General features: G+C 61.1%; 15 protein-coding genes. 4 read left to right on the top strand and 11 right to left on the bottom strand.

The window, feature by feature from the left end; genetic code table 11:
• Window positions 1-7: 7 nt before the first annotated feature.
• From AC1D2N_RS06255 to AC1D2N_RS06270, 4 genes are all read right to left on the bottom strand, one after another.
• Window positions 8-670 (bottom strand): amino acid ABC transporter permease, encoded by a 663-nt coding sequence (locus AC1D2N_RS06255; RefSeq protein WP_018447237.1) that lies wholly within the window; start codon window positions 668-670, stop codon window positions 8-10.
• The gene (locus tag AC1D2N_RS06260) at window positions 667-1,326 is read right to left on the bottom strand and encodes an amino acid ABC transporter permease (RefSeq protein WP_018447236.1); all 660 of its coding nucleotides are present in this window, start codon (window positions 1,324-1,326) and stop codon (window positions 667-669) included. The genes AC1D2N_RS06255 and AC1D2N_RS06260 overlap by 4 nt, the downstream gene beginning before the upstream one ends.
• A 7-nt stretch (window positions 1,327-1,333) precedes the next feature.
• On the bottom strand, window positions 1,334-2,086 hold the full coding sequence (locus AC1D2N_RS06265) for an amino acid ABC transporter ATP-binding protein (RefSeq protein ID WP_018242470.1): 753 nt from the start codon (window positions 2,084-2,086) through the stop codon (window positions 1,334-1,336).
• A gap of 181 nt (window positions 2,087-2,267) precedes the next feature.
• Entirely contained in the window at window positions 2,268-3,146 is an 879-nt protein-coding gene (locus AC1D2N_RS06270) for an ABC transporter substrate-binding protein (protein WP_130729101.1), read from the bottom strand.
• Between the two features lie 150 nt (window positions 3,147-3,296).
• On the opposite strand from AC1D2N_RS06270, the gene AC1D2N_RS06275 reads away from it, so the two are divergent.
• Together AC1D2N_RS06275 and AC1D2N_RS06280 are read left to right on the top strand one after the other, a co-directional pair.
• Window positions 3,297-4,352 (top strand): GlxA family transcriptional regulator, encoded by a 1,056-nt coding sequence (locus AC1D2N_RS06275; protein WP_130729485.1) that lies wholly within the window; start codon window positions 3,297-3,299, stop codon window positions 4,350-4,352.
• A 145-nt stretch (window positions 4,353-4,497) separates the two neighbouring features.
• Entirely contained in the window at window positions 4,498-4,971 is a 474-nt protein-coding gene (locus AC1D2N_RS06280; protein WP_018447232.1) for a MarR family winged helix-turn-helix transcriptional regulator, read from the top strand.
• Window positions 4,972-5,004: 33 nt separating this feature from the next.
• Here the strand turns inward: AC1D2N_RS06280 and AC1D2N_RS06285 are convergent, their stop codons facing one another.
• Window positions 5,005-6,306 carry an epoxide hydrolase family protein gene (locus tag AC1D2N_RS06285; protein ID WP_018447231.1) on the bottom strand — a complete coding sequence of 434 codons (1,302 nt, stop codon included), beginning with the start codon at window positions 6,304-6,306 and terminating at the stop codon, window positions 5,005-5,007.
• A gap of 231 nt (window positions 6,307-6,537) precedes the next feature.
• Between AC1D2N_RS06285 and AC1D2N_RS06290 the strand changes: the two genes are divergently transcribed.
• The gene (locus tag AC1D2N_RS06290) at window positions 6,538-6,954 is read left to right on the top strand and encodes an NUDIX hydrolase (protein WP_130716847.1); all 417 of its coding nucleotides are present in this window, start codon (window positions 6,538-6,540) and stop codon (window positions 6,952-6,954) included.
• A 41-nt stretch (window positions 6,955-6,995) separates the two neighbouring features.
• On the opposite strand, the gene AC1D2N_RS06295 is transcribed toward AC1D2N_RS06290, so the two are convergent.
• Both AC1D2N_RS06295 and AC1D2N_RS06300 read right to left on the bottom strand, forming a co-directional pair.
• Window positions 6,996-8,039 carry a DUF3095 family protein gene (locus AC1D2N_RS06295; protein WP_018447229.1) on the bottom strand — a complete coding sequence of 348 codons (1,044 nt, stop codon included), beginning with the start codon at window positions 8,037-8,039 and terminating at the stop codon, window positions 6,996-6,998.
• A gap of 117 nt (window positions 8,040-8,156) precedes the next feature.
• On the bottom strand, window positions 8,157-8,552 hold the full coding sequence (locus AC1D2N_RS06300) for an Ohr family peroxiredoxin (protein ID WP_018447228.1): 396 nt from the start codon (window positions 8,550-8,552) through the stop codon (window positions 8,157-8,159).
• Between the two features lie 267 nt (window positions 8,553-8,819).
• Between AC1D2N_RS06300 and AC1D2N_RS06305 the strand changes: the two genes are divergently transcribed.
• Window positions 8,820-9,617: a class I SAM-dependent methyltransferase gene (locus AC1D2N_RS06305; RefSeq protein ID WP_018447227.1), complete on the top strand. Its 798-nt coding sequence runs from the start codon at window positions 8,820-8,822 to the stop codon at window positions 9,615-9,617.
• Between the two features lie 25 nt (window positions 9,618-9,642).
• Here the strand turns inward: AC1D2N_RS06305 and AC1D2N_RS06310 are convergent, their stop codons facing one another.
• The 4 genes from AC1D2N_RS06310 to AC1D2N_RS06325 all read right to left on the bottom strand — a co-directional run bounded on the left by AC1D2N_RS06310 (window position 9,643) and on the right by AC1D2N_RS06325 (window position 14,156).
• Window positions 9,643-10,263, bottom strand: coding sequence for a hypothetical protein (locus tag AC1D2N_RS06310; RefSeq protein WP_130716849.1), 621 nt, complete (start codon window positions 10,261-10,263; stop codon window positions 9,643-9,645).
• Window positions 10,264-10,386: 123 nt separating this feature from the next.
• Entirely contained in the window at window positions 10,387-10,734 is a 348-nt protein-coding gene (locus AC1D2N_RS06315) for a CAP-Gly domain-containing protein (RefSeq protein ID WP_003560309.1), read from the bottom strand.
• Window positions 10,735-10,870: 136 nt separating this feature from the next.
• On the bottom strand, window positions 10,871-12,187 hold the full coding sequence (locus AC1D2N_RS06320) for an extensin-like domain-containing protein (protein ID WP_026230801.1): 1,317 nt from the start codon (window positions 12,185-12,187) through the stop codon (window positions 10,871-10,873).
• A 151-nt stretch (window positions 12,188-12,338) separates the two neighbouring features.
• On the bottom strand, window positions 12,339-14,156 hold the full coding sequence (locus tag AC1D2N_RS06325; protein ID WP_026230800.1) for a methyl-accepting chemotaxis protein: 1,818 nt from the start codon (window positions 14,154-14,156) through the stop codon (window positions 12,339-12,341).
• Window positions 14,157-14,197 lie beyond the last annotated feature (41 nt).

Genomic DNA, 14,197 nt, shown 5'->3' on the forward strand with positions numbered 1-14,197 from the left:
TGACGAGTTAGCGGGTGGCCGGAAGGGCTAGCCGGCGCGAGAGGACCGAGAAAGGCCAGGCTATCGCGAAATAGCAGAGGCCGACGGCAATGTAGATTTGCAAGGGCAGGAAATACTCGGTCGCCATTGACCGCCCGGTGAGGACCAGTTCGTTGACGGTAATCAGCGAAGCGAGCGAAGAATCCTTGAGCAGCGAGACGAAGGTGATGATCATGGGCGCCAGAATGACACGCGCGACCTGCGGCAGGATGATCAGGACGAAGCTCTGGGCCGGGGTGAAGCCCGCGGCTAACGCTGCCTCGCTCTGCCCGGCAGGTATAGCCTTCAGGCCGGCGCGGAAAAGCTCTGCGACCTGGGCCGCGAAACACAACGCCAGGCCCGCAATCGCCGCGCCGAAAGCATCAAAGACGATCCCGATACCCGGCAAGCCGAAATAAAGCAGAAACAAAACCGCCAGCAGCGGCACGCCACGCACGATCGTCACATAAAGGGCCGCAAAATACCTTAGCGCCGCGAAACTGGATTTCTGGCAGAGCGAAAGCAGCAAGCCAAAAACGAATGCCAGGGCAAAGGCACAAACGGAAAGCAGGGCCGTATTCACCATCGCCCGCAGGAGGAGAGGCAGCCATTCGGCACCATAATCGCCATAGGGCGCTAGGAAAGCGCTCATCCTTTCAATCTCCCATAACGTCTTTCGAGGAACCGCGTGACCTGCATCAATGGCAAGCTCAGCAACAGGTAGAGTGCCGCCGCCGTCGCGTAGATCATTGTTGTCTGGAAGGACGACGTCACCATTGAGCGGGCAAAGAACATGATTTCCGGCGCCGCGATGGCCGAGACGACGGATGTATCCTTGAGAAGCTGCACCGCGTAGTTCCCGAGCCCTGGAAGCGCTATCCGCATGGCCTGCGGCGTCAGGATCTCAAAGATGGTCTGGAGCGGGGTCAGCCCTGCGGCAAGCGCCGCCTCCGCCTGCCCGCCAGGCAGCGCGGCGAAACCGGCGCGAAAGATTGCACAGGTGATCGCCGCTCCGATGAGCCCGAGGCCCAGGACGGCCGCCGTGATCGACGTCAATTTCACGCCGATGCTGGCAAGCCCGAAGTAGAGGATGAACAGATGCGTCAAGGCCGGCACATTGCAGAGAATCTCGCAGCAGACATCGATCACCAGATCGATGAATTTGATCCCGGCAAATTGCCTGAGCAGGGCGAGAAGGAACCCGAAGGCGGCTGCGAGCGCCAGCGAGGCGATCGTGACGAAAACGGTTATGCCGAGGCCGGCGACGAGCCCCTGGACGACCGAGAAAAATATGGAAAATCCGGTCATGACGCGCCTAGTGCCGGATCTTGTTGAGAAACGCTTGCGTTCGCGCTTCGCGGGGAGCGGTTATGACCTGGCGTGCCGGCCCGGCTTCGACGATGGTGCCGCCGTCAAGAAACAGGACGCGATCGGCAATGTCGCGCGCGAACGCGATCTCGTGCGTGACGATCAGCATCGTGCGCCCTTCGGCCGCCAGCTCCTCCATCACTTTCAGAACTTCCTGGACCAGTTCGGGATCGAGTGCGGATGTCGGCTCGTCGAACAGCATGAGCTTTGGCTTCTGGGCAAGCGCCCGCGCGATCGCGACACGTTGCTGCTGGCCACCGGACAGTTCGAGCGGTGAGGCGTCGGCGCGGTGCGTCATATGGACTTTGGCCAACATCTCCAACGCCAGTTCGCGGGCCTCGGCAGCAGGCAGGCCGCGCACCTTGCGCGCAGCGATCGCCACGTTTTCCGTCACCGACAGATGCGGCCAGAGATTGAAGAGCTGGAAGACCATGCCCATCTCGGCGCGTTGCGGTGCAAGTTGCCGGTCGCTCATGACATGGCCGTTGCGCGCACCGATGCGCTCGCCATCGAGGCGGATCTCGCCGGCACTGGGCTTTTCCAGAAAATTCATGCAGCGCAGACAGGTGGATTTCCCGGAGCCGGACGGACCGATCAGGGCAATCTTCTCACCTGGCGCGACATCGAAATCGATGCCTTTGAGAACTTCGATAGGACCATAGCTCTTGCGCAGGCCTGCAACGCTGAGAAGCGCATTCATCGCCGTTTCCTTATGCGACTATATCTACAGCGCCGCGCGTCTTTTCAGACGCCCCAAGGACGCTGTAGCACCTTGAATTGCTGCATAATTTTCTCCTGAAATCGATTCTGATTTAAGGAATTATGCAGTAGGCGAAGAGGGTGGACGAAAGCTGCCGTGCAGCTTCCGTCTGCACGGCCGTTCAGCCGCCAGCTGCGCAAGACGGCAGCTTGTAATCTGCCGGGCGATCGACGCCGGCTCGGAAGTTTTGGCCCACCGGCTTGAACCAGACATCCGACGACAATCCGTAGCGGGCGCCGATTTCCTTCATCTCGCAAGTCTTCCACATGTCAGCGATGATGACGTCCATCTTCTGGCGCAGATCGTCGTTCTTCTGATTGAGGCCAAAGACCACCTGGCCGAGACCGGTCAGCAGCGGGAAATCCGGACTGTTATCGGTGAAGGCAAGGAAGTGCATATTCCAATCAGGGTTCTGCTTGATGGCATAGGAGACCACCGGCGGATCGCCGATGACAGCGTCGATGCGCCCGGCAATAAGATCGCGCACGGCCGCGTCGGACGTGTCGTAGAGCGAGAGCTGAAGATCTTTGATGCTCTTCAATTCCGGAATGAACGAAAAGCCGGTGATCGTGCCGATCTTCTTGCCTTCCAGATCGGAAAGCTTGTCCCAACTCGTCTTCGTCGATTGCATGATGCCATTTTTGAAGTAGTGGATCGGCTCGGACAAACTCATGATCTTCGTACGCTTTTCGGTCCAGCCCATGGTGCCGAGCATGGCGTCGACGCGGCCTGACTGAACGGAGGCGATCGTACCCGACCATTCCATGAGCGCCGGCTCAATCTTGAGGCCGAGCTTGTCGGCAATGCGCTGCATGATTTCACCGTCGTAGCCTATCAGCTTCCCGTCCTGCCAGCCGGAGCCGGGCATGTCGCCGGTGAAGGCAACCGTCAGCTTGCCCTGCTCGGCAAGTTCGAAAGCATTGGCGATAGATAAAAGGGACATGAAGCTGCCTGCCAGCAGAGCGCACGTCACCATCCTTCTCGAAAGAGAAAGTGCCATTGTTCTGTGATCCTTGATTTGTTGGTTCCCCGGTCCGGTGGTTTCTGCTCCCCGGATGTCGCGTTCGACGAGAAGAAACTTGACACCGAAGACCGCGCCTGAATTTTATAAATCAGACATTTTCTTTGAAAAAAGGACATGGCTGCGCCCATGATCACATCCGAGCAACCTCCTGAAGCATCCGCCGGCGAGCCAGACTATGTGCGCTGGCTCGACGATCTTTGGGCCGAGCGGCTTCTGGTCGCACGCGACCGAAAGGCCGATCTCTCCGTCGGCATTCTCCTCTGGCCGACCTTCCCGATGATGTCGCTGACGGGTATCGTCGAGCCTCTCAGGCATGCGGCGGACTTCGCCGACAATTCCCGTCCATTACATTGTCGCTGGTCGATCATGGGGGCTCCGGGCCATGCAGCGGTCGCCAGCTGCGGCATCCGGGTTCACGCCGATGCGCCCTACATCAACCCGACCGACTTCGACTACGTCGTGGTTATCGGTGGCCTCCTGCCACATCTGCGCGCTGCACCTAGCAAGCATCGCGACTATCTCAGGGTGGCGGCATCGGCAGGTGTCCCGGTAATTGGTGTTTGCACGGGCGCCTTCGTCTTGGCGCAGGAAGGACTGCTTGCCGGACGCAAGGCGTGCGTTCATCCGTTTCATGCGGAGGATTTCCGTATTGCCTTTCCGCGTCTAGCCTTCTCCACGCGCGATGATTTCCTGATCGAAAACGGTCGCATTACCGTGCCTGGCGGCGTATCGATCCTGTCGCTGATGACTGAACTCATCCGCACGCATTGCGGACCGGATCGGGCGGCCAAGGCCGTGCACCAGCTTTCGCTCACGGAGCAGAAGCACATGAGCGTCTTCGATCACGGCCGCGCCACAACATTTCGCCGCACAGAAGATTCGCGCATACAGCGAGCCGTCGTTCTCATCGAGAGTCGGAAAGGCCGCGACGTCTCACCGGAACAGGTGGCCTCTCTGGTCGGCCTGTCGCCACGCCAGTTCGCGCGTCTCTTCCAGGACAATATCGGCATGACCCCGAAGCGCTTTATCGTCGAGACGAGATTGCGCTATGGCCGTTTTCTGATCGACAATAGCACACTGCCCATGACGGCGATCGCCTTTGAAATCGGATTCTCCGACTCCGCCCATTTCGCGACCGCTTTTCGCAAGAAGTATGGCAAGCCTCCCAGGAGTTTCCGCTGATCTTTGTCGGGTCACCACGGCAGGATCGAAAACCGACTTCGACACTATTGCGATTTAATCGGATACGATTTATATAGGTCTCATCGTTAGAAAGCCCGGACAGGATGGACCGATGCCGACATCTAAAGCAGCTAAGGGGCCGGATATGCCCGCGCCCGCCTCCCCGCCGGCGGGCAAGGACGGCAGGAAACTTTCGAATTTCCTGTGCTTCGCGGTCTATTCGGCAAATCTCGCCTTCGGCCGCGCCTATAAGCCAATCCTGGACGAGCTTGGCCTGACCTATACCCAATATATCGCTATGGTGGCCCTCTCCGAAGAGGACGACCAGACCGTCGGCGTGTTGGGGGAAAAGATGTTCCTCGAATCCAACACGTTGACGCCCATCCTCAAGAAACTGGAGTCGAATGGTTTTATCACCCGTCACCGCGATCCCGCCGATGAACGGCAGGTGCGGGTCAGCCTGACGCCGGCAGGACGCCAACTGGTTGAAACCGATCCCGGCAACGCGCTGCTTGGCGCCATCGGCCTCGGCGACGACTTTCCGGTCGTGCAGCAATCGGTGACGACGCTGCGCGACAACCTTCTGCGGTCAATGCAGGGCGAACCGGGGAAATCGTGATCGCGGCATCAGTCGCCTGATCTCGCCTGGGGTCTACTGCCGCAGCGGCCGGAACGCAGCCCTAAGCTCGGCAGTGAAAGCCATCGGCTGTTCCCAGGCGGCGAAGTGACCGCCCTTCGGCAGCCGGTTGTAGTGGATGAGCTTCGGATAGGCCTTCTCCGCCCAGCTCTGCGGCGCCTGGTAGATCTCATCGGGAAAAGCACTGACCGCCACCGGGATCTTGATGCCCCTGGGGTCGAAGAACCCGCCCGACGGATGGTGCGCGTTGTCCCAATAGAGGCGTGCCGAGGAGATTGCGGTGTTCGTCAGCCAGTAGAGCGTGACGTTGTCGAGGATATCGTCCTTGGTCAGCCCCTCGGGCTCTCCGTCGAAAACGCGGGCGATCATCCGGTAACTGCGGATGTCGTGATCGAGCATCCACGACGCAAGCCCGACCGGCGAGTCGACGATGCCGTAGAGCGTCTGCGGCCGGTTGTTCATCTCAATGGCATAGCCCAGCCCATTCTTGTAGAAATCGTCGAGCTGATCGAAGGCGCGCCTTTCGTCCGGCGACAGGTCGGCTGGCGGCATGCCGCCGGCGGCAAGAGCCTTGGCGATGTCAGCCGGAACCGTGGCCGCCATGTTCGTGTGGATGCCGAGCAATCCCGGCGGCTCCTGCACCGCCATCAATTCGGTGACCGCGTTGCCCCAGTCGCCACCCTGCGCCACGAACTTCGTGTAGCCGAGACGTTGCATCAGCGTCACCCAAGCGTGCGCGATGCGCGGCGGGTTCCAGTTCCCCGACCCCGTCGGTTTCCCGGAAAAGCCGTAGCCCGGCAAAGACGGGATCACCACGTCAAATGCGTCCTCTTCGCTCCCGCCATGCGCCGTGGGATCCGCGAGCGGTTCGATGATCTTCAGCTGCTCGATGATCGAGCCAGGCCATCCATGTGTGACGATCAACGGCAGCGCATTTTTATGCTGGGAGCGCACGTGAATGAAGTGGATATCCAGCCCGTCGATCTCGGTGATGAATTGCGGCAAGGCATTGAGCCGCGCCTCCATCTTGCGCCAGTCGTAATCCGTCGCCCAATGCTTCGCGAGTTTCTGGATCGTTGCGAGCTGCACGCCCTGGGTATCGTCCGCGACGGTCTCCCTGTCAGGCCAACGGGTGGCCACGACGCGCCGGCGCAGATCGTCAAGCTGATCCTCGGGAAAATTGACGCTGAAGGGGATAAGCCCATCACCATTCGCCTGCGCGATGCGCGTCCCTGCAAGCATGGTCATGGCTCCGGCGGCGGCCGTGGCCGCAAGCAGCTCGCGCCGCGTGGGCGTTGATAGGGATGTGGGTGGCATGACGCTCTCCTCTCCGTTTGATCTGTTCGGAAACGGACGAAGATCGACTGACCGACCTCGTTCGCAGCAGCAGGTCATTCGCGTCTGTCCGGGGACTATGCGCCCGGGCAATACAGGGGTCAACTTACCCTGTCAGGCTGTACCTCGACTGTCTCGATGGACGACTGGTCATTGCAAAGAGCCGTGGCTGCGGGCAGCATCGGCGCGAGATTGATGAGGAGAGGAGAATGCATGCCCGACATCGCGATGGGCGTCTTGAGCCGGAACGGAACCGTTCTTCTGGCCAGGCGCAGTTCGGAGCGCAAGGAGCACCCGGATCGCTGGAGCCTCCCGGGCGGCCATATCGAAGAGGGTGAAGACGCCGAGACGGCAATGTGCCGGGAATTGATGGAAGAAATAGGCGTGACGCCGGAGCTCTGGCAGTTTGCAGGACGGTTCGGATCGGGAGGCCCGCCCGAAGCATCCGTCACGTTCCATGTCTATCACGTAGATAAATGGCGCGGCCGGCCGCGACTTATCGGTGATGAACACACCGAGCTCAGATGGTTCACCGCCGCCGCGATAGAAAAAGAAGCCGAATTGGCCTTGCCTCAGCTCACTGAGATGCTGGCAAACCTGGCCATGCGAGAACCAGGCACACCCGCTTAGGTCTCTTGGCGGTCACGACGTCTCGCCGGCTGAACGGGTCTTCAGCGCGCATGATGCTGGACGTCGCCAAGCGCACCAGCCTCCATCATCTCGGCCGCCCTCGCATAACCGCCGCCCATCCCGTCGAGGAAATGCAGGTGCGAATCCGGCCTGTCCGATGGCACGAGACAAGTCATCAGCGCATGCGACTGGCGGTGCAGTCCGAAGTTGATCTCGCCGCGCGCCCTTGCCGGAACGAGGATCGCTTCGACCCTGTCGATCTGTTGCGGCGTGCAGTCCAGCGTCAGGCGCAAACCGTCGTCGAACTTGCGGAAATCCGAATTGGCAGCGACCTCCGACCAGCCTTTCGCATCGACCTGCTTCCCACTTTCTCCTGACAAAGGAACACCGCCGGGAAGCGGATGAGACTGGCGCGGCGCGGCATCGAAAACCGCAAGCACACGTTTCGCCAGCCCCGCAAAGACCTCGGGACCGATATGGTCACTTGGCTCGACCAGCAGCGACAGGATCTCGCCACGTTGGCTTGGGAACGGGGTCCAGTCACAGCTGAGGCCAGTCAGATCAGGCTTCGTCGCGTAGCGGCCCGGCTTGACCAGATACCGGCCGCTCTTGATCTGCTGCTCCGCCCATTTGAGCCCTCCCCCTGCAAACATCGCATAGGTCGCGTTTTCCGAAGCCGCATAGCGGGCAATTCTGACGTCGCGCCCACTATTGCGGATTTCACGCACGGTGAGCAGCCCGATCCGAAGGGTAAGATCGAGATCGCTTCTTGCAAAGCTCGCGACCTGCCGCAACGCCGAGGTCGCGGCCATGATGCCGTGCGGCGGCAAGGCGAATGCCGCCCCATCCCCACGAAACACGAAGGGGAAATCGAACGAACCCCAGGCATTGCCGAGCGCCGCGATAACAGATGCGCCGGCATAGTTGACGTCTTCATAGCGCCCCGACCGGATCGCCGCGGTCGAGCTGACGACGTCGGTGATGCCGATCAGCCAGTCATCGGGTAACGGCTCATAGACATCAGGATCGAGCACGAGCGAAAACTCGTCATAGGCCTGGTGCGGTTGGGCGTGGCTATTGATCATGGCGTATTCTCCAGATCGGCAAGATTTCCGGTGCCTGCTACCTCAGGAAGGGGTCTGCCGGCGATCGGCAGGCCCTCCGCATCAAATCCTCTGGCGGTGAGGTCTACCCTTCCGCGGTCAGACAAGCTTGGTCTCGACGTCGATATTGCCGTGTGTCGCCTTGGAATAAGGGCAGATGCCATGGGCTGCCTCGATCAGCTCCTGCGCGACGTCGCGATCGATGCCGGGCAGGCTGACATTGAGGCGCGCCCTGAGGAAGAAGGAACCGTTATCGACGTTAAGATCGATCTCCGCATCGACCTCGGGACCGGCCGGCAGCGTGATCTTCCGCTGCGAGGCGGCGAACTCGATGGCGCCGATATAGCAGGCCGACCAAGCGATGCCGAACAGGTTTTCGGCAACTGGATGCGGTTGCGGCAGCTTGATGTCGATCGTGCCGTCGCTGCTGCGTGCAGAGCCGTTGCGGCCGCCGGAGATGTGGGTTTTGCCGGTAAAGAGAAGCTTCTCGGTCATGGTGATATCCCTTCGGTTTTATTACGCATCCGATTAAATCGGATGCGCTCTAATACGCCGCACCAAAACCGATGTCAACAACATTCCGATTTAATCGGATACGATTTGTTTCTCCGCCAAACTCATCACATCAAGGCAATCCTCGACGGCAGCTGCGCGAGCAGACCTACCCGCTGAGCAAAGTCACGTCTTGCCCGGGAAGAGAGCCCCCTATAGGTTCTGCCGGCAAGCGCGAGGTGGCGCCCGTGAAAAGCCCGCAGAGATGACATGTCCTCCATAACAGCAGACAATGCGGGACAGTATGGGGACAGCCGGAAGCTCGCCGCGCGGGCTCGGCTGCACAGCCAATACACCATCGCCGAGACGGCCTGGTTTCCATGGGTTGCGGCGCGGTTGTCCCTGAAGCCAGGCGCTCGTGTCCTCGACGTCGGCTGCGGGCCGGCCTGGTTCTGGGCAGCAACGGCAGGTCTGCTGCCGGAGAATCTTGACCTGACGCTCGCCGACCTTTCACAAGGCATGGTCGACGAGGCGGTGGCGCGTTGCAGCGCCCTGCCATTCGGCTCCGTCCGGGGTTGCCAAGCCGACGCAGCCGCACTCCCCTTCGAAGATGGCGTGTTCGATGCCGTGGTCGCGATGCATATGCTCTATCACCTGCCCAACCCGGCCGCCGGCATCGCGGACATGTCAAGAGTGCTGAAACCAGGCGGCTTACTCGCGGTCACAACCAACGGCGCCGGCAATATGCGCGAGATCTACGAGCTAACGACCATATTCGGCAGTGCCCCATCCGATCCGGCTGCCGACGCCTTCGGATATGACGCTGCCGAACGATTGATGCGGTCGCAATTTGGAAACGTGAGCATGTCGCAGCATCCGGCAAGCCTGCGGATCACTGAGCCCGAGGATGTATTCCTGGCGCTCACCTCCTATCCACCCGGCGATGGCGCCGGCGAACTGCAGCTCACCAAGTTCCGTCAAGCCATTGCCGATGCGTTCAGGCAGTGCAACGGCGTGCTTGAGGTCCGCAAGGAAACTGCGCTGTTCTTGAGCAGGAAGACGGCCTGATCCGATCACTGCATCTGCTGCGACGTTACGAGCGCGGCCGGCCGTCGTCGAACAGCGTGGCGAGCCACTGGTAGTATCGCGGCTGCTGCTCTCGCAGCTGGCTGCGCGAATAAGGCGGCCGATCGATGTCACCGAACAGGTAGACGCTGGCCGTGACCGCGAAGAACTCGTGACCATTGCTCATCATGTAGGAATCGCCCGGCCAGACCCGCCGGCCGATATCGAAGAATTGCTTGACATCGGGATTGTCGAATCCGCCCGGAAGCATCCGGTCGTGATAGGCATGCAGAAGTTCATGCAGGATGATCGGCTTGTCGGGCGCAAGACTTTTGACGCGCAGGTCGATGCCGGTCTTGCTGCTGTAATGGCCGGGCCCGGCTTTTGCGGCGGCTGGGTTGGCCCAGATCCTGATCGTGCGCATGAAGGTGAGAACATCGGGTTTAAGATCGATATGCTCGACAATGTCGAGCTGCCGCTTGACGGCCGCGACCATCTCCCGGTCGGGCTCCGCGCCCTTGGCGTTGGTGAGATCGACCTGCCATCCATGATAGTTGAAAACCAGCGGATCGGCTGACGCCGCCCCCGCTGCCGAGATCATGATGGCGATGGCGGCGCAAAGCGCCAGAATTCTCGAAATCGGTCTCACGGCCCCTCCTCAACATGTCCGACGCGGACTGTTGCACAGGCACCCTGAAGGCACAATCGCGTCATCACGGCGTTGATGTCGCGCGCATAAAGTCGGGAAAATGCCGATGTCGCCGAGCGGCGCTCAGACCTTCTCTTTCTTCCTGATTTTTTCCTTCGGTTCCACCGGCGCATCGGGCGTCGGGGCCAGAAGTTTGCGCAGCGATCCGATCTTGTCCTTCACCAGCGGCCGGAAGCGCGTCGCGCGATAGGGCATGTCGGCAGCACCATAACCCTCCGGCCCGTCGTCATTGCCGCGATTGATTTCCGCAAGCTTCACCCCGATGAAGGTGCCGTCGATATAATGGGTATATTCGCCCACCCAGCGGATCGTATAGATCTCGCCTTTGCGGATGAGCTGGTCGATGCTGACATGCTTGAAGGTATCGTTGATGCAGACGACCTTCTGGCCGACGTGGAAATCATAGCTCATGGATCAAACTCTCGAAACGGCAATCCGCCTGGCCGATCTATAGCGTGCCCTGCGGCGGGGATGAACCATTTTCTGCCAGCCGGCCCAATTGCGGCCGCAACATCAGCATCCGCCGCATGGTTCAGGAGGACATGCATCAGTCGCAATAGGCCTTGCCGCTTTTGCGGGAGCGAAGATCGAAGTGGAAGTGGTTCCAGTGCTCCGGGTTGCTGCCGGGCCCCAGCACAGTGTTGAAATAGCGGCAGCTGTCGCTGCGCACCGCCTTCAGCAGCCGCCCCTCGCGCAGCGAGAACAGGCCCTTCTTGCGCACGTCGATCTCGTGGCCGTTCTTCAGCACGAACTTGCCGACGTCGATGGCGTTGCCGCGGGCGTGTTCCGACATCGGATTGTATTTCTGCCGGCTGTTGTTCATGCGCCGGCAGGAGTAGCCGCCGAGCGGCTGGATCGTCTTGATGCCGGACCAGTAACGGTAGCGGGCGGACGGTGCCAGTTCGTTCTTGACCCATTTGGCGAAGGCGAGCGTCACTTGGCAGTTCAGCGTTACAGCCGGGCGGACGCCGATATTGCCGGAAAGCCCCTTCAGCGACACCGGATAAGGCACCTGGCAGGACGGGCCGTTCGAAATCGGCGGCTTGTCGTCGAAGAGCACGCCCATGCGCTTCAGCTCGCGCCGGCAGGCAAGCTCGGAGGATGGCATGACGCTGGGATCGACGGGTGTCGCCGGCTCGCTCATCATCGGATTGTTCGGCCGCAGCATCGCGACCTCTTCGCTCTCGTCCTCTTCGGGAACACGGGTCGGCGCCACCACCGGGCTGCCGTCGTTCCAGGCGGGCGCCCGGCTCATCTGCGTCTGCGCAGCCGGCTGCGGCATTGGTTGCTGCGCGGGCTGGCGCATGGGTTGGTTGAGCTGCGTCGGATTGTCGGTGCCAATGCCGTCGACAACAGGCTCGGTGGCATTGCCCTCGGCGATCTGCTGCTGTTGTTCCTGCGCCAGCCCGACGACCGGCTCGGCTCCGAGCTCATCATCCATGTTGACGCCGCCGGATGGGATCGCAAGATCCTGCGTGCCGCCCCAGTTCTGGTTCTGCTGCGCCAGCGCCTCGTCGCTGTCGATCATCGGCAGCTTGCGCCCCGGTGCGGTTTGCGGCGGAGCGGCTCGTGCAGCGTGGCCGGTACCGGCAAGGTTCGGCGTGTCAAGGTAATCGACGGAGCCCTGGCTATTGCCAACGGGCGCGCTGGAAATCGGATAGGAGGCCTGACTTTCCACAGGTGCCATTCGGACCGAGGGCGCCATGCGCGCCGCTGGCGCCCGCGCGGGCGAGATCGAGCTGACCCTGGTGCCGTTGTCGACATTGGCCGGCGGCACCAGTCCGTCGCTGATCGAACAGGTGGTCAGCGCCGCCGAGAGGATAACGGGCAAAAGGGTTCGCCGAGGAAAGGAAACAAACGCCATACTCTTATCGCTTCCGCAGGCTGGCTGGGCAGTGACCGAAAAAACTCACTCTAATTTTAATTAAAAACGGTGAATGAAAACTTACCGGCACAATCTGAACGCGACGGAAATGAAAAAGGCCGGTTTCCCGGCCCTTGATCTCTCCGTTTCCTCACGCAGCCCGTGTGTATCGGGTGACTGCTGACTGCTCCCCGCGCAGGCGGAAATTCGCAAGCAGCGTCTTCAGCTGGGTGCTCTCGTCTGCGAGCGTGCGGCTCGCCGCCGTCGTCTCCTCGACCATCGCGGCATTCTGCTGGGTCATCTGGTCCATATGGTTGACGGAACCGTTGATCTCGTTCAGCCCGGTCGACTGCTCGCGTGCCGCAGTGGCGATCGAGGCGACGTGGTCGTTGACCTGATTGACCAGCGCCTCGATTTCCAGCAGCGCTTCGCCCGTCGAGCGCACCAGCGCCACACCGCCCTCGACTTCCGTCGCCGATCGGCTGATCAGTTCCTTGATCTCCTTGGCCGCATTGGCCGAACGCTGGGCGAGTTCGCGTACCTCTTGCGCAACGACCGCAAAGCCGCGGCCCGCTTCGCCGGCGCGTGCGGCCTCGACGCCCGCATTCAGCGCCAGAAGATTCGTCTGGAAGGCGATCTCGTCGATGACCGAGATGATCTGACCAATGCGGTTGGAGGAATCCTCGATCCGGCCCATCGCCGTCACCGCATTGCGGACGATCTCGCCGGATTTTCCGGCACTTGCCTTGGTCTCGGCCACCATCTCGCGCGCCTCGTTCGCCCGTTCGGATGCCGTCTTGACCGTCGCGGTGATCTCGTCGAGCGCTGCCGCCGTCTCTTCGAGTGCGGCCGCCTGCTGCTCCGTGCGCTTCGACAGGTTGCCGGTCGCCTCGCTGATGTCGGAAGCGCTTTCGTTGACGACATGGCTCGATTCGGCGATCGCATGGATCACGCCGTTCAGTGCATCGACAGCGGCGTTGAAATCGCCCCTCAGCTTGGCGTAATCCTCGCCGATATCGCCGATCGCAACCGTCAGGTCACCGCCCGCAAGCTTCTCCAGGCCGACGCCGAGCGCCTGCATCGCTAGAGTTTGCCGCTCGGACGCCGAACGCAGACTTGCCTCGTTGCCGCGACGCTCTTCCTCGATCTGCCGCTGCCTATCGTCTTCCCGCCCGCGCAGCGCGCTACGCTCATCGACGGAGTCGCGCAGCACCAGCAGCACCTTGGCCATCTGGCCGATCTCATCGCGACGGTCACTGCCGGCGATCTCCACCGATGCTTCTTCGGCGGCAATCGCGTTCATCGCTGCCTTCAGCCGGGCGATCGGCGCCGTGACGCTGCGCACGATGGCATAGGCGATCGCGATCGTGGCGGCGGCGCCAAGCAGGCAGAGCACTGCGGCCCACATCGCGTTCTGGCGATAGAGCGCGGCAAGATCATCCGCATAGACACCGGTGCCGACGATCCAGCCCCAGGGCTCGAAACCGGCGACATAGGAATACTTCAGCACTGGCTGGTCGGCGCCCGGCTTCGGCCAAAGATAATCGACGAAGCCCTTGCCGTCCTTCTTCACCTTGTTGACGAACTCAACGAACAGGAACTTGCCCGTCGGATCCTTCATCTGGGAGATATCGGTGCCGTTCAGCTGCGGCTTGATCGGATGCATCACCATGGTGGGACGCATGTCGTTGATCCAGAAATAACCGTCGGCGCCGTAGCGCATCGCGCCGATCACGTCCTTGGCGGCCGCCTGCGCCTGTTCGCGGGTCATCGTGCCCGCCTGTTCCATCTTGTAATATTTGTCGAAGATGCCGAGCGCCGTCGCATCCATTTGCGCCAGCCCCGCCTTCCGCTCCGCTTCCAGCTCGGAATAGGAATAGTTCAGAAAGAAGACCATCGTCGCCGCAAGCACGGCAAGCGTGAATCCGACGAGGCAGTAGAGACGGGTGGAAATCTTGACGTTGCGCATGAGGTTCCCGGCGATTCTTGTATTTGAGATCGATCGCATTC

It is taken from the genome of Rhizobium sp. P1_B8, from assembly GCF_056406515.1.

What these genes read in the sequence shown, in the direction of transcription:
- AC1D2N_RS06255 (WP_018447237.1), bottom strand. Translation starts at nt 670, where the DNA reads ATGAGCGCTTTCCTAGCGCCCTATGGCGATTATGGTGCCGAATGGCTG.
- AC1D2N_RS06260 (WP_018447236.1), bottom strand. Translation starts at nt 1,326, where the DNA reads ATGACCGGATTTTCCATATTTTTCTCGGTCGTCCAGGGGCTCGTCGCC.
- AC1D2N_RS06265 (WP_018242470.1), bottom strand. Translation starts at nt 2,086, where the DNA reads ATGAATGCGCTTCTCAGCGTTGCAGGCCTGCGCAAGAGCTATGGTCCT.
- AC1D2N_RS06270 (WP_130729101.1), bottom strand. Translation starts at nt 3,146, where the DNA reads ATGGCACTTTCTCTTTCGAGAAGGATGGTGACGTGCGCTCTGCTGGCA.
- AC1D2N_RS06275 (WP_130729485.1), top strand. Translation starts at nt 3,297, where the DNA reads ATGATCACATCCGAGCAACCTCCTGAAGCATCCGCCGGCGAGCCAGAC.
- AC1D2N_RS06280 (WP_018447232.1), top strand. Translation starts at nt 4,498, where the DNA reads ATGCCCGCGCCCGCCTCCCCGCCGGCGGGCAAGGACGGCAGGAAACTT.
- AC1D2N_RS06285 (WP_018447231.1), bottom strand. Translation starts at nt 6,306, where the DNA reads ATGCCACCCACATCCCTATCAACGCCCACGCGGCGCGAGCTGCTTGCG.
- AC1D2N_RS06290 (WP_130716847.1), top strand. Translation starts at nt 6,538, where the DNA reads ATGCCCGACATCGCGATGGGCGTCTTGAGCCGGAACGGAACCGTTCTT.
- AC1D2N_RS06295 (WP_018447229.1), bottom strand. Translation starts at nt 8,039, where the DNA reads ATGATCAATAGCCACGCCCAACCGCACCAGGCCTATGACGAGTTTTCG.
- AC1D2N_RS06300 (WP_018447228.1), bottom strand. Translation starts at nt 8,552, where the DNA reads ATGACCGAGAAGCTTCTCTTTACCGGCAAAACCCACATCTCCGGCGGC.
- AC1D2N_RS06305 (WP_018447227.1), top strand. Translation starts at nt 8,820, where the DNA reads ATGTCCTCCATAACAGCAGACAATGCGGGACAGTATGGGGACAGCCGG.
- AC1D2N_RS06315 (WP_003560309.1), bottom strand. Translation starts at nt 10,734, where the DNA reads ATGAGCTATGATTTCCACGTCGGCCAGAAGGTCGTCTGCATCAACGAT.
- AC1D2N_RS06320 (WP_026230801.1), bottom strand. Translation starts at nt 12,187, where the DNA reads ATGGCGTTTGTTTCCTTTCCTCGGCGAACCCTTTTGCCCGTTATCCTC.
- AC1D2N_RS06325 (WP_026230800.1), bottom strand. Translation starts at nt 14,156, where the DNA reads ATGCGCAACGTCAAGATTTCCACCCGTCTCTACTGCCTCGTCGGATTC.